A 23,071-nucleotide genomic window follows, 5' to 3' on the forward strand; every position below is an offset into this window, starting at 1 on the left:
CGCAGTGACCAGGAAGACGTCGTCAAGACCTTCTTCGTGCCGGCCTTCACCGTCGCCTCCAGCTACAGCCGCGCCGTCGGCTACTTCACCTCCACCAGTCTCGCTCTCTATGCCCGCGGGATCGAGACCTTCGCGGCTCGAGGCGGGTCGATGCGGCTCATCGCCTCGCCGCACCTCAACGAGGACGACGTCGTCGACATCGAACGCGGGTACGACCTACGAGCTGTGGTGGAACGCGCCACGATGCGTGAGCTGGAGCAGGTCGAGCCTGAGACGGTGCTCGATGGGCTCGGGCTCCTTGGTCGTCTGATCGCCGAGGGACGGCTCGACATCAAATTGGCCTTTGTCCAGCAGGAAGGCCGGGTCGGGATTTACCACGAGAAAATCGGCATCTTCCGAGACGATTTTGGCGATCTGGTCGGATTCACCGGGAGCAGCAACGAGACCTTCGGCGGCCTCATGGCCAACTTCGAGTCGGTCGAGGTGTACCGGGGCTGGGTTGCCGGAGATGGCACGCGGGCGCTGCGACTCGAGACAGATTTCCAGGCACTGTGGGCCAACCAGACCCCGCACCTCTCGGTCGAGCGGTTCCCGGACGTGGCCCGCGAACGGCTGGTCAAGCTCGGCCATGACCGACCGCCCCGCGACCTACCAGGAACGGACAGCGCGCTGACGCCGACGCCGGCCGAGACCGACGAGCCGACCCGACTGGCGTTGCCCGACTGGCTCAAGGTGCGCGGCTACCAGCGGGAAGCGATAACTTCCTGGCTCAGCCACCAGGGTCGCGGCATCCTCAAAATGGCCACCGGGACCGGCAAGACCAAGACCGCCATGATCGCTGCCACACAGCTCGGCAATGTGCTGCGTCAGCGCGAGCAGCCCCTGGTAGTCCTGATCGTCGCACCGCTGATTCACCTGGTGGACCAGTGGATCACCGAAGTCGAAGGGTTCGGCGTCCGGCCGATTGCGGTCTACGAAAGCAGCCAGAAGTGGTTGCCGCTCGTCCAGGAGCAGCTAGCGGCGGCCCGGATGGGTCAGCGACCCTTCGTAGTCATGGTGGCGACCAACGCCTCCTTCTCTGGTGAGAAGTTCCAGTCGGCGCTTTCCCGGATCAACCTGCCGCTCATGATCATCGGGGACGAGGCGCACAACCTCGGGTCGGCGGCCTACAAGTCGTCGCTCCCTCAGAACGCGACCTACCGTTTGGCGCTCTCAGCAACGCCCGAGCGCTGGTTCGACGACGAAGGCACCGACTCGCTTATCGACTACTTTGGACCGATCATCTTCGAATTGGGTCTGGGTAAGGCGATAGAAATGGGGGCACTCACCCGATACGAGTACTTGCCCCGCCTGGTCGAGCTCAACGATGCCGAGACCGCACTGTACGTCGACCTGTCCGCTCAGATCGCCGCGCGAATTGCATCCGGCGACAACCTCAAGGACGCCGACCCGAACTCACCGCTAGGCTTCCTGCTGCGCCAGCGAGCCGGGGTCCTTGGACACGCCGAAGGCAAGCTTGAGGCCCTCCGCGCCGATCTCGACGCCCGCCGGAACGACTGGTTCCAATTGATTTACTGCGCTGAGGGCAGGAGGCCGGCGGAACCCGGAGATGAGCCTGGTCCGAAGCAGGTGCTTGAGGTCATGGACCTCGTTGGTAACAAGTTGCACTTGTCCGCACACTCGTATGTCTCGGAAACCGCGCGGCCAGAGCGCAAGGTTCTACTTCGCCGCTTCGGGGCAGGCGACGATCTCCGCGCGTTGGTTGCCATGCGTTGTCTGGACGAGGGTGTCGACATTCCTGATGCCCGGACTGGATATCTGCTGGCCAGCAGCAGCAATCCACGTCAGTTCATTCAACGCCGGGGTCGCCTGCTGCGGCTCGCCCCCGGCAAAGATCGCGCTGTAATCCTAGACTACCTGGCGGTTCCCCCGCCGGGAACCAGCATCAACTTCAACGTCGAACGGGCACTACTCGTTCGCGAACTCGAGCGAGCCAACGAGTTCGGCAAGCTGTCCGAGAACTACGAGACAACACTTCAGGTGCTGCGGCCGCTCAAGGAGCGTTACCAGCTCATGGACATGTAAGGGTCGAGATATGAAAAGCCGTGAAAGAGGGGTACCAACATGAGCCAGGGCCGCAACGAGAAGCAGGTTCTCGAGGAGCTGAGCGACGAACAGCGTGCGCTGCTCAAACGTGTACTTGAGATCGAGCGGGCCAAGCTGCACATCAAGGCGTACGACGCGACCGACGACCTGGTTGCGGCCGTGAAGGAGATCCTCCCGTGAAGCTCCAGTCGATCACGCTCACCAACTTTCGCCAGTTCAAGGGCACCCAAACATTTGACCTGGCTTCGGACAAGCTCAAGCCGGTCACCCTGCTCTTCGGCGCCAATGGCGCAGGTAAGACGACGCTCCTCAACGCATTCACGTGGGGCCTATACGGCAACATGTCGGAGGACGTTGAGCAGCAGGACCGCATGGTGACCGACAGCTCCTGGCGTGCCCTTCCGGTCGGCGACCCGATCGAGGTCGCCGTCGAAGTGCGTTTCGACCATGAGGGCCAGGACTACCGCCTACTGCGGAGCGCCACGCTGCGCAAGGAGTCCGACGACCAGGGACCCATCGCGGCCCAGCTGCAACTCTGGACGACCAATACCGACGGCTCGTCGGAGGTCAGCTACGCTCCCCAAGAAACAATACTAAGTATCCTTCCCGTCGGCGTAAGCCGGTTCTTCTTCTTCAACGGTGAGCGCATCGAGAACCTGGTGAAGAGGGGTGCGTACGCCGAGGTCCAAAGGGACATCAAGGTGCTGCTTGACCTCGAACAAGTGGAGCGGGCGATCGCTCATCTGCCGCGGGTCAACCGTCGCGTGACCGACGATCTGAAGAAGCACGGCGGCGCAATGGCCAGCGCCATCCAGGATGCAATCGACTCTCTCACTGACAAGCAGGCCAAGGCCAAGGATGACTTGAAGGTCGTCGAGGCCGACCTGGCCGAGCTCGATGAGGAGCGGAGCCGGACTGAGGACCTTCTCCGACAGCACGCTGAGGCCGCCCCGGTTCAGGCCGAGCGGGATGCCGTGACGAAGGAGCTTGAAGAGGCCCGGGCAGCGCGTGACGCCGCCTTGAACGAGCGCAGGCTCTTAGTAGCGACGCGTGGCTTTCAAGCATTCACGGACACGCTCGGCGAGGCCACGAGAATCATGGCCGAGACGCTGTACCAGAAGGGGGCCTTGCCGGCACCGCTGAAGCGCGAGTTTGTCGACAAGCTGCTCGACGATGGGGCCTGCATCTGCGGCACGCCGCTCGCGGAGCACACCGAGTCGTGGGAACACGTCAAGGAGTGGCGTCAGCGGGCTGGCTTGCAAGCAGTCGAAACGGCCTGGCAGCGAGTCAGTGGTCAGATCGCTCCCTTGGCGGACGCACGTGAAGGACTCCGTGAGTCACTTGCCAATCTGATGAATCGCATTGGCATCGAGCGCGAGCGCGTGGCACGACTGGAGGCCCGCAAATCTGAGCTGGACGGCAAGCTAAGCGACAACCGCATGGAGGGTGTGCAGCGTCTCGAGACCAAGCGCCTGGAGCTGGAGGGCCGAATCGCCGTTAAGAACCAGCGCAAGGGAGCCATCGAGACTGAGCTGCTCAACGTCGCCAAGGAGATCGAGCAGAAGACCAAGGAGCGCTCGCGGGCACAGGTCACCGACGAACTCGCTAACAAGGCGCGCTCGCGATCTGACCTGGTGACCTCCGTCAAGCGTGCACTCGAAGAGATCCTCGCGATCCGCGAGGAAGACATGCGCCTTCGCCTGGACGCCGAACTCAAGGCGGTGTTTAAGAGCATCACGCACCAGGCGCACGTGCCGACGCTCAGCGAGGGCTTCGAGTTGACTCTGCACAAGAATGTCGACGGGGTTGAGTTGCCGGTGCCGAAATCCACCGGCGAGAACCAGATCCTGAGCCTGAGCTTCGTCGCTGCCGTGTCGAAGTTGGCCCGGGAGATCCGGCAGGAGCGGCGAGCCGAAGGGTCCGGCGCAGAGGACGCCGGAACGTTCCCGATCGTCATGGACGCAGCGTTCGGCTCGCTGGATCAGGACTACCAGGAGGCCGTATCCCGCGCGCTCGCTAGAATGGCGCCGCAGCTCGTGGTGCTGGTCAGCAAGAGCCAAGGTCTCGGCCGCGTCGTGACCGAACTGCTGCCCTACGTCAGTCACCTCGGGGTCATCGAGACCCACACAACCGCCGTCGCACAGGTAGCCGACGACATCGTGATCGAGGGAATCTCGTACCCCTACATCCGGTCGGCGGAGACTGACCACTCCGAACTGAAGGTGATCAAGTGACCGCGACAGCCCCGGGCGAGGTCCGCGCTCGTCGACCCCAGCAGCACGAGGCCCTGATGCTGGAGCTCCAGTCCGAGGGGAAGTTCCCGACGTATCGCGACATCTTGTTGTTCGCGGCGGCGGTTGGCTTCCGCCAGGACCGGCGTGTGCCATTTGCTGCCGCTTCGGGCGACCCGATTCGCAGCGACGTCCTGATGGCGCCGGGCTTTAGCGACACCTTGATCAACATGATCGCGGCCAATGTCGTGGATGACGCTGAGATCTTGGACGACACCCGTATGGACGAGCGGTTCACAATCTTTGAGGAGTACGCCAACGGTGGCCTGGAGTACATTCAGGAGCAGGTCAACGTCCGGCACCAGCCTGCCGCCCTGGTCGTCATTGATCTGGTGACCGAGGCTTTCGCCGACGACAGCGGCGCCAAGCCAATGTCGGTCGACGAACTGCTCGGTGGTGTCACCTGGGGGTGACGGCAGCGTGTCGGATCAGTCGCTGACGGGGCGATGGGCCCGAGGCCGGACACCGCCCGAGGGCAAGCGTTACCTGTCAACGTTGCAAGGTTGCCAATTAATTCAGGGTGCTCGTGGACGCTCTTCAGCATCTCGGCCCGAGTGAGGCGCTCGTACAAGTCCGTCGCCCAACATCATGCCGAGGAACTACTCCTCGCGACGTAGCGGGGAGCGGGTTCTCGAGCCGGCTCGCCGAGCGAATTGTGGCCAGCTTCGCGGCCTGCCCCATCCCCGAGATCGCCTGCCTGGGCCGAACCTGAAGCGGCGGCAGAGGAATGCTTGGTCGACTTCAGAATGCTGGCGCTTCCAACAGCGACACCGAAGCCGTGAACGGACTGATCGAGCTCCACCGCCGCGTCGCAGCCGCAACAATCGGCGCCTACGGCTGCACCATCGGTGGCGGCCTTACGAGCCCCCACCTCAAGTAAAGAGAGCCGCTTTGCCTTCGCAACCCGTACGCAGCATAACGAGCACTCTTCCGTCGAAGCTCCCGAGACCATCTGCTGTCAGACCCATCTGGATCTCAGGCAGGCCATCCGGCGGCTGACAACACCGTCTCACCCCAGGTGGAACCCGGGCGGTGCCGACGCTAAATCCGAAGACGCAACCGTCCTCTACGCGGGAACGGCACGCTTCACGAGGCTGTCGATCGTTGGATGCGCCGTCTGCCCGGCCAAAGCGCCTATGCCGCGGTGCAGGTGGGCAAGCAGCACTCGGGTGAGATTGTCCTGTGTGAGCTCGTAACCGTCTGCCAGAAGGCGCTGCTTGATCAGGGCTAGGTACACATCCGCCCACTCTCCGCCGAAGGTGCGCCAGGTCATCTCCACGTTGGAGTCGGCGAGGATGTCGCGGACCAGCGGAGGTGTTGGGTCCGCAAGCGACGCACAAAGCGCCCACCGGCAAAGGGTATTCCATTGCTTCAGGCCAGTATATCGCTTGAGCTTGATGAGTTGCTCCTTGCCGGACTCCGAGACCCGAACGGTGTGTATCTCAAGCGACATTCCGCACCTCCAAAGGCCACCAGTAGCCGGCCGTGGCGACAGTCTCGTGCTCCGTTTCCGAGTGCTCCAGTAGGTAAGCGTGTGATATTGCGGGAGCGAGCCGACTGAGCAGCGGTTGGTCAATTTCCTCGTCAGTCGAGAGGAGCAAGACTTGGTCCCCCGCGTTCGGGAAGTAGGCATCGACGAGCTGCCGCCGATGACTGCTATCAAGCCGGCCGAGCGGGGTATCGACCACGGTGGGTATGCGTCCGCCAGCAACGCGCGCGAGTCCCCAGAGCAGAGCGACGGCTAGCAGCTGACGCTCCCCAGCAGACAACCGGCTCGGGTCGATTTCCGTGCCATCGGAGCGCCGGAGGGTCAGGCCGAAGGTGTTCGGGTCGATCCTCAGATCAACTACAAGGTCCTTTTTACGCATCAACTTCCCGAACGCGTCGAGGGTGGCAACCTCGATCCGGCTCAGATGGCCCTCAATGAGGCGATCTTTGAGCGCGGCGAGCGTGTCGCGTACGCGCTCGGAGTGCTCCACGACGCGCTGCGCATCCTCGCGACGCAGTGCATAACGGAGCAGGTCGGCCTGGGCCTTGTCAAGCTTCTCGCGGCAGCTGTCACGGACCCTCGCCATGCGCTCCTGTTCATCAGCTGCCATCGACAGCATTCCGCCGAGCCGGGCATGAGCCAGGCGCTTCACCTCGCGGTCTTGCAGGCGAGCAGCGATCGCGTCCTCGGCGGGTACCCCGGCAAGCTGCTGCTCGAGCTCGGTTGCGCGGTTCGCAGCATCTGAAAGCTGCCGCAAGCGGTCAGCCGCTACCAAGCGGTCCTGGGCGATAGCCGCATCGGTGAGTGTCAGCTTCGACCATGCCGCATCGGAAAGCTCCAGGTAGCGGAGCCCGCCACCGTTTGGGAGCCGCCGCTCGCGATCCTCCTGGAGCGCAACGGCCAAGTCGAGCCGCTCATGGGACGGCAGCTGCTCAAGTAACCATTGGTCACGCTGCGCAAGAAGCTCCACCAGTTGCTCCCCGCGCTGGGTCGACCCCTCAACGTCTGCTTGCGCCTGCAGATCTACAACCAACTGCCCGACCAGCGCAAGTGGCAGCACTCCATCAGCGAGCCGCTGGAGATCCGAGCGCAACGAGGTCACTTGGTCCGTGGCCAAGGCGTACTCATGCTCGAGGCGCTGACGCTCTTCAAACAGTGCGCCGCCGTCGCGCAGGAAGGCTTCCTCCGCCTTCGACAAGTCGAGCTCAGCCTTGTTGTGCTGGACCTCCAGCCGTCCACGGGATAGCGCAACAGCATCCAGCTGGGCCTGCGCGTCCTTGAGCTCCTCCCCGAGCTGTGCGACCCGCTGCTCACCGGCTTCGTCATCGCCGGGGACCACCTGACGGCGCTGCAGGGCGACGAGGTCGATGCGGAGCTGGTCCAGAGTTCCGATGCCCAGCAGCGAGTGAACGGCGGTGCGCACGACCGCGGCAGCCCGTTCTGGGTCAGCGAGTGCCTCAATCTTCTCGCCATCGAAGAAGAACAAACTGGCAATCTCGAGCGGAAGAAGCTCCTCGACGTGCTCTGCCCAACCTTCGCTCAGTGAACGACTGTGCCGTCCGTCAAGGCGAACCTCCAGTGACTCCCGGAGCTTCTTGCCCACAACCCGCCAAGAGCGATGGACGATGTACTCGTGAGTGAAGCCCTCGAGCTCCACATCGAAGCTGAGTCGGATGGCGGCGCCATCTGCGGCGGACGCCTTATGGTTGATGAGAGAGCGCAGAAATTCGTCGTAGCTCCGGCCTGCCCGGCCCGAGCAGCGCGCTCGACTGCCATACATCACCAACTGGAGCGAGTCCAACAGTGTGGTCTTGCCACAGCCGTTCAGGCCGCCGATGAGGACAACAGGTCGGTCGGGCGTGGTCGTCAAGGGCAAGATCTGTCGACCGCGGTACACGCCGACGTCATGTAGAACGAGCTCACGAAGAAGCATGGGTGCCCTCCAACTGCTGCTCGGCCTCGTCTGCCTCAAAGAGCGGACTCAACCCGGCGCCGGTTGCCGCCTGATCGTCGACCGTCATGTGTCCCGTAGCCGGCGCTTCGTGCATGGGACGGTACCCCCGGGCGACGTCGGCAACTTCCTTGTAAGCACGGGCCCGCTGTCCGGCGTCGTCCCGACCGTCGTAGAAGCCGTGGCGAACAACCTTCTCCAGCTCCTCGAACAGACCGGAGCGCCGTGACCGGGTCCTGAACTTCTGCTCCACGGCCAGGAGCGACCGAGTCATCTCAAACCGCAGCTCGTCACCGTCGCACAGCTGGCGAAGAGTATCGACGTCGTCCGCGCTCAGTACGAGGTGCTCATCCAGCGGCTTGCCAGGGAACTGCCCACCAGTCACCTCGGCGTAGATGTGAGGAAGCGAATCCTCGATCTCGTGCTTTTCAAAGACCCAGATCCGGCGAATCTCGTGGAGCTCGTCGAGGGATACCAGTTCGAGGGCGCCCATGCCCTCCGGTCCGTTCTCGCGTATGTGAGCCTGCGCTCCGAGCAGCTTGCGGAGCCACTCCTCACGCGACTGTTGCGTGTAGGGGCCATGGATCATCTCAAGCTCGCCCGTGGACTTCCGCTCCATGAGCTGGACCCGCCCATTCATGCGGCGCCAGTCGCGCAGCACCCGATCATCACGAAATCCTTCATCGTCGCGCATATCCAGCGCATTACGCAGTTCGAGCAGTGGCAGCATCCACTCCTTCTCGTCGTCATTCTGGATCATCGCGGACATGGACTTGTCCTTGTCTACCAAGGTGCACGTCCAACAACCAAAACGAGAGTCGCCGCAGGAGGGCGTGGTGCTGTCGACGACCAGTGGGCACTCCCCATCAGTCGAGGCGCCTTGGTACATCGTGAGCAGATCCTTATTGCGATAGCCCCAGGGGTTGGCGACCTGCATGAGGAACATCCACACCTCGTCATTAGTCCAATCCTCGATCGGGCTGTAGACGAGGCTGTTGGGTAGGGACCCGTTCGGGGATAGCCGGTCGCGAACACGGCGGCGCGCGTGCTTCGCCATGACGGAAGCCCGGACCGAGGATTCAGCCTTGCGGATGCCTAGCACGAGGATGGCCTCGCCATGGTCGCGAACCACGCTGCGGATGAAGGCGTTGCTCGGCTTGATCTTGAGCCGCTCAGTGCACCAGCGGAACTTCGGCCTCGGCGCCGGGTAACCCTTGCCGATTAGGTTGACCCAGAACGTGTCCTCCACGGTCGGGGTGAGTCGGTGCGGAAAGATGGGGAGCCCCGACGCCTGGGCGCTGTCGGTCATCACCTTCAGTGACGCGCTGACCCAGGTTGCGACGACGGGGTTCTCGACGAGCGTGTCGGTACTGATCACGTGGACCGGCTTGGTCCGCTCCTCGGGAGCCAGCCCGTTGAGCGCGAGCCACACTAGCTGCAGGACGGCGGTAGAGTCCTTCCCGCCTGAGTAACCGATCACCCAGGGCACTTGGTCGGACGTGTACAACTCGCGGATCTCAGCGGTCAGCTCGGCGACCACCTCAGCGACAGGACGGCCGCCGAACGGCCTACGCGTGATCTGGATGTCGGTCATGTACGTCCTTGCAGGTAGGCGTCCTCAACACGCTGTTCCTCGGGGCTCAGGGAGAGCCCGAGGTGCTGTCGAAGCGCATTCGTGGTCAGTGTGACGTTGTTTGTGGCCTTCGAGACACGTCCGCCGACGAGGGCACGGCTCTCCCAGAGACGCGTATTGGCCCGGCTCCAGTCCAGGGTGCCGATGCGCTTGACTCGGTCGCGCCAGTCCTCCGGGTTCAGCGACTGGTGCAGCAAAGTATTCCCGACGCGGCCCATCGCGTGGAGTGCGATGCCATGGCTGTGGATAAAGTCCCGACGGATGTCCCCAGCCGGGAGGCGACCACGCCTCACTTCCTGCCACTCCGGGAACTGCTCGACCACCATCTCCCAGTACTGCCGAGCCACGCGCGCCGCCTCCTCGGCGGTGTCGAACTTCAACCCGGCCAGCAATACCGAGGTTGCGTTGTAAAGCGCCGAGAGCGTGAAGAGTTTCCGAGACGCTGCTGCGAGCGTGCTGCGCTCCATTTCGACAACACCGCGGAAGAAGTCGCTCCTGATGACCAACAGCCGCGTGATGCTGGCGTCGTCCTCGCGGTGGTCGTAGAGAATGCCGATGCTCTTCGCGGGGCGCACGGCATGGCGGTTCAGATCCGCGAACATCTGCTGACTGCGGGCAAGCCCCTCATCAGCAAAGATCACAACCGGAATCGTCTCCTCCGCCAAGCTAGGGTCGAGCCTCAGCGCCTCCTCGATTGCGGCACGCCGATGCTGTCCGTCGTTGATAAGGAATCGAGCGCCTAGTCCGATGTGCAGCACGCCGAGCCGAGCACCGTGACCTTCCGCGTCATGAGCAGCGAAGCCCATCGTCCCGTCGACGCTGGCGGTGAGTGCGCTGAACACATAGCCCGAGCGGTTGTCGACGATGTAGCGGACGAGCCCGGGCAACCGGTTCTTGTTCAGCGCCCGCTGCGCACGGAGTTCAGCCGGGATCTCCTCCTCGTCGAAGAGGAACAGGCGGGGCAGGTACCTCAGCGGCACCATGACGACGTAGAACTCACGATGCGCCTGCACACCCCGCATGGCGGGGAAGGAGATGGCGTAGTCCCCGTCCACCACGTTCGGCACCGGAGAGGCAGCGGTACGTTGCACGTTCTGACGTTAACTAGTGGGGTACAGTATGTCAACCAGATGACGTAACCAGCCGGAGGACCGATGCCCGTCTACCTCGACATGGCAGCCACAGCGCCTGTGCTACCCAACGTCGCAAACGTTGTCATGACGTACATGCTGGAGGAGTACGGCAACCCCGGCAGCAGATCGCACGAGTACGGTAACCGAGCGAAGAAGGCGGTCCAACTCGCCCGCGAGCGTGTCGGCGCCTCTGTCGGTGCTGAGCCTGCGGAAGTCGTCTTCACCAGCGGGGCTACCGAGAGCAACAACCTCGCCCTCCTCGGTCTAGCCCCTCACGGCGAGCTGACCGGGCGCCAGCACATCATCTCCTGTGTCACCGAGCACAAAGCAGTCCTCGAGCCGCTGCAGCACCTATCGGCTCGCGGCTTCGAGGTGGAGTTGCTCGAGCCCGGCGCTAGCGGACGACTTGACGCTGGACAGGTGCTCGACCGCGTGCGTGACGACACCCTCCTGGTCTCGCTCATGCACGTTAATAACGAGACTGGCGTCATCCAGCCCGTCCACGAACTCGCGCACGCCCTCGTCGACACACCGACACTTTTGCACGTCGACGCTGCCCAAGGGTTCGGCAAGCTACCGGCCACCCTCACAGCGCCGATTGACCTCATGTCCATCAGCGGCCACAAGATCGGCGCCCCGAAGGGCATCGGTGCCCTCATCGCTCGCCGCCGCAACCTTCGGAAGCCCCCACTGACCCCGCTCATGTACGGCGGCGGCCAGGAACGCAAACTCCGTCCAGGCACCTTGCCCGTGGCCCTGATCATGGGGCTGGCCGAGGCAACCGCTTACTTCGACAAACACCACGGCACATGGGCTGCCGAAAGCATCGCTACGCGCCGGGAACTCCTCGCCGCCTTCCAGCCCCTGGGCGCCGCGCTGAACGGGGACCCTGTCCACTGCGCACCCCACATCCTTAACCTGTCCTTCCCTGGAGCAGACGCGGAGGCGCTGCTGCTCGCTCTGAAAGACTTGGTTGCCCTCAGCACCGGGTCCGCCTGCACGAGCGCCTCCTACACCCCTAGCCACGTGCTAGCCGGCATGGGGCTCGCTCCGGGACGCATCGAGGGCGCCATTCGGCTCTCCTGGTGGGGCCGCCCAGACGTCGAGGTCAGCGCCATGCGCGATGCCATCGCCGGGTTGGTCAGCCCTAGCCTGCAGCACAACTAGCGTCCTCTTAGGAAGGCTTCTTGCGAATCAGACGGTGCCCCCGCAACTGCACTCCCGCGGCACGCAGCTCCGACTCCCAACCCTGGACGCGCCCGATCAGCTCCGGGTGCCGATACAAACCCGCCCGAACCTCCGCCTCCGTGAGCCGGCGGTACTTCCCGGCATCCGCATGGTCGTCAGCAATGAACTCGTGCTTGCGATGCAGCAGCGGTCGGTTAGGCGCGCCTTCGTAACCAGTCCAGCCCGTCGCCAGCGTCCGCAGATCCACTTGATAGGACCACGACAACCGAGGATGCGGGTCACGGTCAAAGTCCGGGTAACTCAACCAGCTCACCTTGCGACCATCGTGATGGAGCTTGACCAAGGTCCACCCCTCCGGTCGCCCTGCCGCTACCGCCGCACAGTGCTCATACAGGCGCAACAGCACCGGCAGGCGAGTCACAGCACTTCGGTGCACATAGAGAGCAGAAGGCGTCAGCTTGCCTACGGAGTTGCGCATAACTGCCCTCAGGTAGCTATCGTCCCGCAACTTCAATAAGAGCCTATCGGCGCGCCTGCAAGCGTCGGCGTACGAAGAGAAAAAACTCCTGAGGTCTGCCTGCGTCGTTGGCGGCAGCATTGATAACCTGGGTCGGCCATCGAATATTGCGATGCCTAGCAGCAGCAGCGTCTCTAATATGCTCCGCTTAACTCCATCCTCGACTCGGGCGGGATTTGCCGCCTCCTTCGCCGATCGCCTCAGAACATGCATTGGCACCTTCGTCAGCAACGGGACATGATCGACCGGCAACTCCTCGAACAACGGGAGCCTGCCCCGCTGCTCGTAGAAGCGGACCACGTCCTGAAGCGCCTCGCCGTACCCCTCGGACGACTGCCAAGCGAATCGCTCCACCGTTCGGCGCGCCAGACAAGCCAGCCGGTCCCTCTCGTTCCGGAACACATACACAACGCCCGGAGCAGGGAACAAGCAAGCGCCATGTGTGACGTCCTGCACGAGCGTCCGTAGCTCAGAGGGCTCATACAAGTGCTGGAAGGTGTCACGCGAGGTCAATACGCCATCGCTCAGCCGATCACCCCGCACCTTGCGCTGCTCCCAGCTGAGCCGTGACGCAACGACAAGCGTCCGGAGGGCCAGTCCCCACGCGTGCTCAAGCACCATCCGTCGTTCATGCGGCGACTCGATGACATTGAGCACGTACGACAGAAGGACATGATCCGCCGCCTCCAGTGGCGTACTCGCGGCGTAGTACGGATCCCAACCGCGTACCACCACTCCAGCAGCTGCCAGCCGCTCAACATCCTGACCTCGCCCACTGCCGTAATCGAGGACCGTGCCGGGCTCCAGCAGTCCGTCGGCGAAGGCCTGCCGCACGGGTGCTGACAGCGCCTGTCGACCGATCGCGGTGCGCTGCCGCTGCGACTGCCACGGTTGCTCCCAGCGGGCGTTGCTCATGGAACACGGTCTCAGTCGGCGACCGGTGGTGGAACCCCAAAACCGCCAATCGTTCCATCCAGGCCGTATGGAAAGTCTGAAGTGGACAACGCTGAGCCGGGGTCGCTTACGGAAGTAATCTCCAGTCCTCATCACGGCCGACACCGCAGCGCTCGGCCTCGCGGCGCGTATCCTCGCTCAGCTGCGGGCAGCGCCCCAATCAAGGCAGTCACCGTTGCGCTTGAGGTTGCACCGGAGAGCTGGCCTACGGTGCAAATCTGGAGCGCAACCGTGGTGTAGGCGCCGTCTTGGTGACACACCGGCGCTTACTTCAAAGGCAACAGCTCCGATAACACCAGCACAAAAGCGGCAATTGCGGTCGCATCGATAGACCGAAACAACTCGAGGGTCGACAGGAGGCTGCGTTCAATGACAACTCATCCTCACTCGGAATCAGGCGCGATAAGGTCCTCGATGCTCACCGTTTCCTCACTCTCACCGTCCGCTTCGTCTTCCATCTCCTCACCCACAGTCGAGACATCAGCGTCCGCGTCGCTGGATGGAGCGTGAGAACTCGCGGGCGTGGGAGGAGCTGTGGCCGCTGGCGTCTTCTTCCAAGCCTCCCAGTCCGACGACGTGAGGCCGAACCAGCGCAACAATGCCATCTGCAGTTCGGAGGCAGCCGATGACCTAGCCTGCGACTTCCGCTCAGCATCAGTGAGTCCTGGCGCCGAGGTCTTGAGTGCCTTCTCCTTCTCGCCGGTTACATACTCGAGATAAGCGCGCCGTGCAATATCCCGATGTTGCCCGACAACTGTCGATGACAGTGTTCCCGCAAGCTCTGGCGCTGCCTGGCTGGACGCGAGAATTTCGAGCCAGAAGTACCTGAATTGAATTGCCCTCGGCGCATCCATATTAGCAATAACGTTGAGTGGGCTCTTCGGAAATCCATCGCGTCGCTTCGCCAGGGCTACGCGACGGTCGTAATCGCCGGCAGTCTTGCTTGTCATCCAAGCGTTGATGGCCTTCACCATGCGCTGCGCAACCGCGACGACGCTGGCATCACCCTCGCGGGCGAGTGTGTGTAGCGTGCCGAGCGTGAGGGCAAGCCCAAGTTGGCATGCATGAGTATTCACAGCCTGGTAGAGTTGGTTGGCAGCCAATCGTTTCGACTTGCTTCCCAGCAGTTCTTGGGCGCGAAGCTCCTCGAACTCGGACTGCTTCTTCGCGATGAGGTCCCACGCCTTGACAACGTCAGGCTTCACCGCCGTGCTATCAACTGCTCGCTCCTCTTGGTAGTAAGACGCCGAATCTCGCAGTGTCCAGAACATCCCCACCCCGCTGAATAGGGCATCGTGGGCTAACGTAGCTGCAGTGTCGTCAGGCAGCCAACTTTCCTTCAGCTTGGTAAGGGCCTCGGCGTGGGCTTTAAACGGCAGAGTCTCACTCAGCAGCGTAAGGAGCGCCCGTCCCCAGCTCTGCTCGAAAGCGTCCGCAAGTGGCGCAATCGCCGACTCCGGGAACGATAGATTTCCGAGCTTGTCACGCGCAAAGTTTTCATCGCCAGGGAGCGTCGGCGGGAAGAGTTTGTCCACGCTGAGTTGTGTACGCATGAAAGCATTTCGTTCCTCCTCAGGTTCCCGTTTGCCCATTTGAGTGTCAACCTTCTTGATGTAACGCGGTGGACCAAACACCACCCGCGTTGCCATCTGCTTCAGCACGTGAATGTTAGTGAGGGCGGACCATCGGGCAGACTGCGTTGTCTTAGTGTCCGGGTTGTCGTACTCCACGCAGTACAACGGAAGAAACTCGTCAGTAGCCTGGTTGCGCAACTGCGTCAGAGTCGTTCGCGTGAGGATGTTCGCTAGCTCGCTGTCTGACAACAGGATGAGTCGCGACTCGCTCGGCGCCCGCGCCTCCTTGTTGACGTCGACGAAAAGTTTTCTCGCCGCTTTGTGGGGGTCCTTGTCGGAGCCAAACATGTCCGGGAACCAGAGCACCGTGACCGGCACTTCGATGTCATCGAGCGAGATGTTTTTCGAGTCCTTCAGAATCTCTTTGATACGCGATTCATAGAAATAGCGGTACCGTGCGCCCCCGCTGTCCTGCCAAGTCGCTCGAACCGTTCGGTCGATCGCCAGGAGCGCCATCGCCCGGTGCTGTCCGTCAACGACAACGATGCGACAAAACTCGCTGTTCCACCAAAGCTGGCCCAGCGCGACCGGGTTGAAGTCGTGGTTGGCGCCCAGCAACCGGCGGGTCCGAAGGTGCTGACCAGCGTCCTGCTGAGACCAGGTCAGACCCAGATCTGACACCGACTGGGCAAGTCCGAGATTCGGAAAGGACGACGGATGCTGCTTCAAGAATGGTAACGCAATAGCGACAATCGGTGGAAAAAATGCCGGACCTGTCCAATCAGGATTCAGCAAGTAGGGAACGAGGTTGACCGCAACACGGTGGTCATCCAAGTCGCGTTGCAGAAGCTGGCTGAAGTCCAGTTCCTCCGCCTGGATCACTTCACGAACGGGCGCGAGGTGTTGGGTCAGGCGACGCTCCGGATCTGTTGCCTCCGCACCGAGACGCGCCTTGGTCATCAGATAATTCACTTTTCCTGCAGGCGTTGTAAACTGACCGACTGTGCCTTGAATGTGGTTCTGGAACGTGGGTCCGCCGCCCAGTTGGCTCAAGCTCATTCTATTGTCTCCCTAGAATCGGTTGAAAGATTCGCTGCAGCACCCACTCAGCCGCCGCCGCAACCGATCGCTGCTTGCTTTTTTGGTCATCACCGGCGTGTGGCATCCCGGGCGCCGCCAAAATCCAGCAATCTAAGCGCTCGAGTGGTATCCCGGCGCCGGCCAAGCGGGCGCCAAGGTCCGTGCCACGAAATTGCAGTTCCGATGCACGATCAGGTTGGTTTCGCAGCAGCTTGTTGGCTCGCTCAAAGCTGACGCGGTGCTCCGCCAGCCGTTCGCGCAGGTTGGTCGCGACACCGATATACACCGGACTAGCGAAGTACGGTGGCGCCATCCGCAGCAGGTCGGTCAAGATGCGCCGATCGTCGGGATCAGCCGCCAACTCCGCGAGGTGCGTCGCAGCGAGCGATTCACCTGTTTCAGTCGATCGGGCGGCGACGGAAAGCCGCTGCATCCGTCCATGCCAATACAGCCCGTAGTTGGCCGAACCTTTTAGATCGACCGCTCCCGACTCGTGGATCCGTGCGTAGTCCTCGATGGCGTGTAGAAGGTCAACGCGAGCGGCATCGACGCCGCCGACGAGACGAGGCTTCCAGTCGTCCGGCGAGAGCGCGAGATGGGGGTACCAGGCGTAGATCCCAGGGGAATCAGGAGCGAGGTCAAGCTCGAGTGCCCCGAGCCGCGTAGGCGCTGGGAGGTCTTCCCCGGGCATCTGAGGCATGGCCTGATCTTATGTGTTGCCTAGACGGAACGCGCTGCAACACCGCTGTTCCACGACCGCCTCCGCAATTGCTAAGCCATCCGGCCGGCACAGCCGGGAGTCAGGGCGTGGGATCCCTCAGGAGGGCAGCACGATCATGTCGGACCTCGACATCGACATCCGTCACGAACATCAGCGCTACAGGACAACTAGCGGGCTGGGACGCGACTGACCGGTACCCCAGCCGCAGCGCCAGCTGTCGGATCACCTCGATAGAAGCAGCACGCGCAGGCTCTCAACCATCGCGACGCTCCTGGGTGTAGCCGCGGGTTATGGACGCCGCTGGACCTCTTGTGTCGTCATCCACCACGCCGATGCGTCCAGCCCGTAGATGAGCGCCGCTGCGACTGCCCGAACTGCATCATCTGCGCTCCTACGCCGCCACTCGGGTTCGAGGGCAGTCGACTCCTACCGAGCTGAGGAGTCCCGTCGATCGCGATGAAGCTCAAGCCAAGCCTCTACGGCGGATCGCCGGTAACGCACGTGCCGGCCGATCCGATAGCCGACCGGGCCCTCACCGCGATGACGCCACCCGTACAGCGTGTGGATGGGCACGCCCAGCATCTCCGAGAGCTCGGGCAGGCTGAGCAGGCGCTCGACCTCACCTTCCCTTGTGATCATGGTCTTCCTTCCGCAGCATGTTGATCTTGGTCTCGACCCAGCCGTGACCATGCCGAAGCGCCTGCAGCGCTCCCACTCGGGCCGGGCCGGAGCCGTCCCCGGCGAGCCGGACCCGGGGAGGCAGCACGCACCTTCGGAAGGCTCCGACGGCCACCACGAACCCCTAAGGAAGCGGCGAGCATCCGGTGGTCAGCCGCCCGCAAACCATCGGCTGCCGAGAAGTATGTTGTGGGTAAGGTGTGGGCCGCCGAGGACACGTCCGGACCAAGTGGGGTTTGACTAGGTGTTTTGTAGGCCCCGTGGGACTCGAACCCACAACCCGCGGAAACCTATCTAGCAGCCGTTGAGCGGCCGATTTAGGCCCGTCTGAGCGTGGATTGACGCCGTCTGGCAGTGGCTGACTCCCCTGTTCTGGCGAGCATTCGTCCCCTCATTCGTCCCCGGCCAAGGTGAGGGCGGCGATCCGATGACCAGCCAGGTTGCTCGTCGGCACCCGGGGTCAAGGGTGGACGGAGTCCATCGCGCAGCGACGCGAAGCGCCCTTGATGCCGGGTGGCGGCGTGCAGATCCTCATTGATCGGGTCGCCGCCCCCTGCCACCGAACTCGGGCTCAGCTCGGAGCCACCGCATTCCCCTGGTTGAACGGGTTGAGCCCGCAGGCGTAGCGGCCCGCAGCGCAGCGAGGACACGCGGAGCCGGAGGGCTCCGCCGAGCGCAGCGAGGCTCTTGAACCAGTAAGGAAAGTCGTAACCGCTGCTTCGCCGACCGCCCGTGCTGCTGCGTCAAGGGTGTTGCTTCAGCGCGAGAAGGTCAGCAATGGCAGTCCGGGCTCGCCCACTAAGGGTCGGCCATTGACGCCGATGGTCGGTGACGGCTTGAGCGGAGGCACGATAGGTCAGGGGACAAATCGCACCCCCCCAGATCCGAGGAGCATCAATGGCCAACCTCGCACCGGACGATCGCGCCAACCGCCCCAACTACGGCCTCGAGGTCGCGACGAACAACAACTGTCCGGCTTGGTGCTTGGACGCCGTCGGACACGGCTACGACGATGACTCGGCCCTCGATCAGCCCGCACGATGGCACAACGGGTTCTCGGCTGACATGCAGACCGCCAAGACGAACCGCTACGGACCCAGGCGTCACCTGTCGGTTTCCCTAGCGGCACGCGAGACTGTCGATGCCAGGACTGGCGAGGTGCTGCGGATGGATCGGCCAGAGATCTGTCTGGGTGGCGACATCGATACCGTCAGCCTCACAGCAGCCGAAGCCCGCCTGCTTGCGCAGCACCTGTTGAAGGCGGCTGAGCAGCAGTCGGCCATCGATGGTTTGGAAGCCCGCTAGCGGTTCCGGGCGTGGTGAGTGGGTCCTGATGGTGCTCGGTCAGGTCGTGAGGAGACCGGACGGGCGGAGCCAGGCCTCCACGTCGTCTCGGTGCCGCGCGACCTCCTCGCCCTGGACGGCGAGCCCGGGGCCGAGCTGAACACCGGGTAGAGCGGCCGCGTAGACCGCCTCGGTGCGGCCCAGGCCGCTGACGGCGTAGGTGACGAAGGGTTGCACGACCTTGGCGGTGTAGTCATGGCTGTCGAGGAAGGTGTTGAGGATCATCGGCGGCCTGACGTTCCAGATGGGGCTGCCCACCAGCACCGTGTCGTACTGCGCGATCGACGGGAGCGGGTTCGCGATCGCCGGTCGGGCTTCGTCGTCCTGCTCTTGGGAGTTGCGGGCGACCGTGGCGTCGTAATCCGCGGAGTAGGGGACGGCCGCTTCGATCCGGTAGGTGTCGCAGTCGATGAGGTCGGCGATCATGCGGGCCAGGACTTCGGTGTTGCCGACCTCGAGGTCGCGGCGACCGCCGTAGTAGTAGTTCTCTCCGGGTCGAGAGAAGTAGGCCAGTAGCGTCCGCGCAGAGCCTGCTGACGTCGTCGGCTCCTCCTTCGGGTCAGCGGTCGGCGTGCTGGCCGGGTCCGGTCGTGGTGGTGATGTGCAGGAGCTGAGCAGCACACCCCCTGCAGCCGCAGCGCCGAGAACGGCGCCGCGGTGCAGAAGAGCCCGCCGGGTCAGGTCGCGGCGGAAACCCATGCCGACCAGAGCTCAGTCCTCCGGGATCGGCCGGCCGAAGTTCTCCAGGGTGATGGCCTCGGGCTCGGGTCCTCCGCGCTGCTCGGTGTCTAGGCCATCGACCGCGGCTAGCTGCTCGGTGGTGAGCTCGAAGTTGAAGACGTCGATGTTCTCGGCGATGCGGTGCGGCTTGGTCGACTTGGGGATGACCGAGCGGCCCTGCTGGAGGTGCCAGCGCAGCATCACCTGGGCCGGGGTGGCGCCCTGAGCGGTGGCGATGTCGGTGATGACCGGGTCTTCGAGAGTGCTGGTGTGCTGGCCGTCGCGGTAGAAGGTGATGCCGCCAATCGGGGACCACGCCTGGGTGAGGATGCCGTGCTCGTGGCCGAAGTCCTGCACTTCCCGCTGCTGGAAGTAGGGGTGGACCTCGATCTGGTTGACCGCCGGCACGACCGTGGCGACGTCGAGGATGCGGGTGAGGTGGTCGACCATGAAGTTGCTGACGCCGATGGCGCGCACCTTGCCGTCGGCCAGCAGCTGCTCCAGCGCCTTGTAGGCGCCGAGTGTCTTGTCGAACTCCGAGGGCAGGGCCTGGTGCAGGATCAGCAGGTCGATCTGGTCGACACCGAGCTTGCGGGCCGACTTCTCGAACCCGTGGAGGGTCTGGTCGTAGCCGTAGTCGCTGATCCAGATCTTGGTCTCGATGAAGACCTCGGACCGGTCGAGGTCGGAGGCGGCGACGGCCTCGCCGACCTGGCGCTCGTTGCCGTAGGCGGCGGCGGTGTCGATGTGGCGGTAGCCAGCGGCCAGGGCGGCGGTGACGGCTTCCCGGGTCTCATCGGGCGGGGTCTGGAAGACCCCGAGGCCGAGGGCGGGCAGGGTGACGCCGTTGTTGAGGGTCAGGCTGGTCACGTCAGGCATGAGAGGTCCTTCTGGTGGGGTGCGGTGCTGGTGGTCAGCGGTTGATCCACTGCTGCATGGCGGCGGGGTAGCGATCGCCGCTGAGGTCGATCTGGTCGGCGGCGGCGGTGAGCTCGTCGAGGTCGGCCGGCGACAGCTGCAGGTCGGCGGCGGCGGTGTTCTCCTGCAGCCGGTGGACCTTGGTGGTGCCGGGGATCGGGACGATTGTGGGGTGCTGGGCGAGAAGCCAGGCCAGGGCCACCTGGGCGGGGGTGGCGTCGTTGCGGGCCGCGACGGTGGTGACCAGCTCGACGAGTGCCTGGTTGTCGATCCGGGCCTGCTCGGTGAAGCGGGGCAGGGTGTTGCGGATGTCTCCCTCGGGGAAGGGGGTGGCGCTGTCGATGGCGCCGGTGAGGAAGCCCTTGCCGAGCGGGCTGAAGGGGACGAACCCGATGCCGAGCTCGATCAGGGTGGGCAGGATCTGCGCCTCGGGCTCGCGCCAGAACAGGGAGTACTCACTCTGCAGGGCGGTCACGGGCTGGACGGCGTGGGCGCGGCGGATGACGTCGACCCCGGCCTCGGACAGCCCGAAGTGGCCGACCTTGCCGGCGTCGATGAGCTCCTTGACCGTCCCGGCGACGTCCTCGATGGGGACGTCGGGGTCGACGCGGTGCTGGTAGAGCAGGTCGATCTTCTCGACCTGCAAGCGCTGCAGGGAGCCGTCGACGGTGGCGCGGATGTGCTCGGGCCGGCTGTTCAGCGGGGTCGGGCTGCCGGGGTCGAGGGGAAAGCCGAACTTGGTGGCGATGACGACCTGGTCGCGCACCGGGGCCAGCGCCTTGCCGACGAGGGTCTCGTTGGTGAAGGGGCCGTAGACCTGGGCGGTGTCGACGAAGGTCACGCCGAGGTCGACCGCAGCGCGCAGCACGGTGATCCCGTGCTCGTCGTCGACGGCCGGGCCGAGGCCGTGGCTGAGGCCCATGGCCCCGAAGCCGATGGCCGAGACCTCCAGGCCGCTGGTACCGAGAGTTCGCTTGTTCATGGGATTGGCTCCTAGCTGGTAGACGAAGGGACGAGGAGGTCAGGCCTGGCCGGCGGGGCGCAGAAGGACCTCGTTGATGGCGAGCCGCCGCGGGCGCGCAAGGGTGAAGGCGATGATCTCGGCGACGTCGTCGGGGGTGACCTCGGCGACGTCGTAGGCCTGCTGAACACCCTGCCGGGTCTCCTCGTGGGTGATGTGGGTCGACAGCTCGGTGGCCACGATGCCGGGCTCGATCAGCGTGACGCGGACATCGGGCAGCAGCTCTTGGCGCAGGGACTCCGACCAGCCGTTCATGCCCCACTTGGTGGCGGCATAGACCCCGTTGCCGGCACGGGCGGTGCGGCCGGCGACCGAGGAGATGTTGACGATGTCCCCGCCACCGTCCTTCAGCTGGTTGAGGAAGACCTCGGTGGTGGTGATGGCCCCCAGCAGGTTTACCTCGACCATCTGGCGGTAGTCGTTCCGCTGCTCGGCTGAGAACGGGCCGAGCAGCATGACGCCAGCGTTGTTGACCAGGACGTCGGTTCCCCCGAGCTCGGCCTGGACCCGCGCGACGGCGGCCACGAGGGCGTCGCGGTCGGTCACATCGGCCTCGATCGCGAGGGCGCCGTCGCCGAGCTCGGCCGCCAGGGCGGTGATCCGGTCGAGACGGCGCGCGAGCAACGCGACGCGGTAGCCAGCAGCGGCAAGGCTGCGGGCGGTGGCGGCACCGATGCCGGAGGAGGCTCCGGTGATCACGGCGACCGGCTGGGTGGCAGTCATGAGCACTTCCGTTCTCGCTGGTGGTCCTCAGCCCCTGAGGGCTGCACCAACTAGTGAAGTGCTGATGGGCAGGGTGTGGGAGTGCGGGGTTATCCGTGTACCAGCAGTCACTCCTCCACGGAGACGATCCCTCGTAGCGTGGAGGTCATGGACAACCAGGCCGAGGTACGCGAGTTCCTCCGCACTCGCCGTGCTCGTGTCACCCCGGACCAGGCGGGCTTGCTCACTGGCGGCCGCCGACGGGTGACGGGGCTGCGGCGCGAGGAGGTGGCGATGCTCGCCTCGGTCAGCACTGACTACTACGCCAAGATGGAACGCGGCAACCTCACCGGCGTCTCACCCGAGATCCTCGACGCCGTCGCCACCGCCCTGCAGCTCGACGACGCCGAGACCGCCCACCTGCGCGACCTCGCCCGGGCTGCCACCCCGGCCCTGGCCCGACGCCGCCCCCGAGCCACCGACGGAACTGTGCGGCCGTCGCTGCAACGCTTCCTCGACGCCGTGACCGGAGCTCCCGCGTGGGTCGTCAACCAGCGCAAGGACCTCCTCGCCACCAACGCGCTCGGCCGCGCGCTGATGGCGCCGATGCTCGACGACCCCAGCAACGGCGCCAACTTGGCCCGCTTCACCTTCTTCAGCCCCTTGTCGCGCAGCTTCTACCCCGACTGGGAGCAGGGCGCGAACAGCATCGCCGCCTCCCTGCGCACCACCGCCGGGCAGCACCCGCACGACAAGGCACTCACTGACCTCATCGGTGAGCTCGTCACCCGCAGCGACGACTTCCGCCTCCGCTGGTCGGCGCACAACGTCCGCTTCCACCGCAGCGGCACCAAGCGCATCCACCACCCCGACGTCGGCGACCTCGAGTTCACCTTCGAAGGCCTCGAGTTGCCCGACCATCCCGGCTGCACCCTGTACGCCTACACCACCGTCGCCGGGTCGCCCACGGAGGAACGGATCCAGCTGCTCGGCAACCTCGCCGCCACCCGGGAAGCCGCCGCCGCCGACTTCGACCACTGACGGCCCCTAC

19 protein-coding genes are annotated in these 23,071 nt (G+C 64.2%); 7 read left to right on the forward strand and 12 right to left on the reverse strand.

All coding sequences use genetic code 11. The features are described 5' to 3' along the window. Positions 1-36: 36 nt before the first annotated feature. Genes BLT72_RS19290 through BLT72_RS19300 form a run of 4 tightly spaced genes read left to right on the forward strand, consistent with a single transcriptional unit; the run spans position 37 to position 4,810 of the window. Positions 37-2,085 (forward strand): DEAD/DEAH box helicase family protein, encoded by a 2,049-nt coding sequence (locus BLT72_RS19290; RefSeq protein WP_197677101.1) that lies wholly within the window; start codon positions 37-39, stop codon positions 2,083-2,085. 39 nt (positions 2,086-2,124) lie between these two features. Next, on the forward strand, positions 2,125-2,286 hold the full coding sequence (locus BLT72_RS22395) for a hypothetical protein (RefSeq protein ID WP_157720574.1): 162 nt from the start codon (positions 2,125-2,127) through the stop codon (positions 2,284-2,286). Beyond that, a complete protein-coding gene (locus tag BLT72_RS19295) occupies positions 2,283-4,340 on the forward strand; it encodes an AAA family ATPase (protein ID WP_091414956.1) in 2,058 nt (685 codons plus the stop codon). Before BLT72_RS22395 ends, BLT72_RS19295 begins: the two co-directional genes overlap by 4 nt. Further along, positions 4,337-4,810: a DNA phosphorothioation-associated protein 4 gene (locus tag BLT72_RS19300; protein WP_280949231.1), complete on the forward strand. Its 474-nt coding sequence runs from the start codon at positions 4,337-4,339 to the stop codon at positions 4,808-4,810. Before BLT72_RS19295 ends, BLT72_RS19300 begins: the two co-directional genes overlap by 4 nt. A 653-nt stretch (positions 4,811-5,463) precedes the next feature. On the opposite strand, the gene dndE is transcribed toward BLT72_RS19300, so the two are convergent. The 4 genes from dndE to dndB are packed head-to-tail and all read right to left on the reverse strand — an operon-like array spanning position 5,464 to position 10,561. Further along, entirely contained in the window at positions 5,464-5,850 is a 387-nt protein-coding gene (gene dndE / locus BLT72_RS19305) for a DNA sulfur modification protein DndE (RefSeq protein ID WP_091414963.1), read from the reverse strand. After that, positions 5,840-7,819: a DNA sulfur modification protein DndD gene (gene dndD, locus BLT72_RS19310; RefSeq protein WP_091414966.1), complete on the reverse strand. Its 1,980-nt coding sequence runs from the start codon at positions 7,817-7,819 to the stop codon at positions 5,840-5,842. The genes dndE and dndD overlap by 11 nt, the downstream gene beginning before the upstream one ends. Continuing rightward, on the reverse strand, positions 7,806-9,431 hold the full coding sequence (gene dndC, locus BLT72_RS19315; protein ID WP_091414970.1) for a DNA phosphorothioation system sulfurtransferase DndC: 1,626 nt from the start codon (positions 9,429-9,431) through the stop codon (positions 7,806-7,808). The genes dndD and dndC overlap by 14 nt, the downstream gene beginning before the upstream one ends. Next, positions 9,428-10,561 carry a DNA sulfur modification protein DndB gene (gene dndB / locus BLT72_RS19320; RefSeq protein WP_197677102.1) on the reverse strand — a complete coding sequence of 378 codons (1,134 nt, stop codon included), beginning with the start codon at positions 10,559-10,561 and terminating at the stop codon, positions 9,428-9,430. The genes dndC and dndB overlap by 4 nt, the downstream gene beginning before the upstream one ends. A gap of 81 nt (positions 10,562-10,642) precedes the next feature. Here dndB and BLT72_RS19325 point away from each other — a divergent pair, with 81 nt between their 5' ends. Further along, on the forward strand, positions 10,643-11,770 hold the full coding sequence (locus BLT72_RS19325) for an aminotransferase class V-fold PLP-dependent enzyme (protein ID WP_280949266.1): 1,128 nt from the start codon (positions 10,643-10,645) through the stop codon (positions 11,768-11,770). Positions 11,771-11,777: 7 nt separating this feature from the next. Here the strand turns inward: BLT72_RS19325 and BLT72_RS19330 are convergent, their stop codons facing one another. From BLT72_RS19330 to BLT72_RS19345, 4 genes are all read right to left on the reverse strand, one after another. Then, complete coding sequence (locus tag BLT72_RS19330; RefSeq protein ID WP_091414978.1) at positions 11,778-13,223, reverse strand: DNA phosphorothioation-associated putative methyltransferase; 1,446 nt, start codon at positions 13,221-13,223, stop codon at positions 11,778-11,780. A 422-nt stretch (positions 13,224-13,645) separates the two neighbouring features. Next, positions 13,646-15,889 carry a ParB N-terminal domain-containing protein gene (locus BLT72_RS19335; protein ID WP_197677103.1) on the reverse strand — a complete coding sequence of 748 codons (2,244 nt, stop codon included), beginning with the start codon at positions 15,887-15,889 and terminating at the stop codon, positions 13,646-13,648. 7 nt (positions 15,890-15,896) lie between these two features. Continuing rightward, positions 15,897-16,616, reverse strand: coding sequence for a hypothetical protein (locus tag BLT72_RS19340; RefSeq protein ID WP_091414984.1), 720 nt, complete (start codon positions 16,614-16,616; stop codon positions 15,897-15,899). Between the two features lie 447 nt (positions 16,617-17,063). Beyond that, positions 17,064-17,327, reverse strand: coding sequence for a helix-turn-helix transcriptional regulator (locus tag BLT72_RS19345; RefSeq protein ID WP_342587379.1), 264 nt, complete (start codon positions 17,325-17,327; stop codon positions 17,064-17,066). Between the two features lie 885 nt (positions 17,328-18,212). Between BLT72_RS19345 and BLT72_RS19350 the strand changes: the two genes are divergently transcribed. Further along, on the forward strand, positions 18,213-18,620 hold the full coding sequence (locus tag BLT72_RS19350) for a DUF6907 domain-containing protein (RefSeq protein WP_091414990.1): 408 nt from the start codon (positions 18,213-18,215) through the stop codon (positions 18,618-18,620). Positions 18,621-18,659: 39 nt separating this feature from the next. Here the strand turns inward: BLT72_RS19350 and BLT72_RS19355 are convergent, their stop codons facing one another. From BLT72_RS19355 to BLT72_RS19370, 4 genes are read right to left on the reverse strand one after another with little or no spacing between them, the layout of a single operon-like run. Next, positions 18,660-19,358, reverse strand: a complete 699-nt coding sequence (locus BLT72_RS19355; protein WP_091414993.1) for a flavodoxin — start codon at positions 19,356-19,358, stop codon at positions 18,660-18,662. A gap of 12 nt (positions 19,359-19,370) precedes the next feature. Then, the gene (locus BLT72_RS19360; RefSeq protein ID WP_091414997.1) at positions 19,371-20,258 is read right to left on the reverse strand and encodes an aldo/keto reductase; all 888 of its coding nucleotides are present in this window, start codon (positions 20,256-20,258) and stop codon (positions 19,371-19,373) included. Positions 20,259-20,292: 34 nt separating this feature from the next. After that, complete coding sequence (locus BLT72_RS19365) at positions 20,293-21,279, reverse strand: aldo/keto reductase (RefSeq protein WP_091415000.1); 987 nt, start codon at positions 21,277-21,279, stop codon at positions 20,293-20,295. Positions 21,280-21,318: 39 nt separating this feature from the next. Then, entirely contained in the window at positions 21,319-22,041 is a 723-nt protein-coding gene (locus BLT72_RS19370) for an SDR family oxidoreductase (RefSeq protein ID WP_091417922.1), read from the reverse strand. Positions 22,042-22,188: 147 nt separating this feature from the next. Between BLT72_RS19370 and BLT72_RS19375 the strand changes: the two genes are divergently transcribed. Further along, positions 22,189-23,061 carry a helix-turn-helix transcriptional regulator gene (locus BLT72_RS19375; RefSeq protein ID WP_091417925.1) on the forward strand — a complete coding sequence of 291 codons (873 nt, stop codon included), beginning with the start codon at positions 22,189-22,191 and terminating at the stop codon, positions 23,059-23,061. Positions 23,062-23,071: the final 10 nt, after the last annotated feature.

Origin of the sequence: Friedmanniella luteola (assembly GCF_900105065.1) — a bacterium.
GTDB lineage: Bacteria > Actinomycetota > Actinomycetes > Propionibacteriales > Propionibacteriaceae > Microlunatus > Microlunatus luteolus.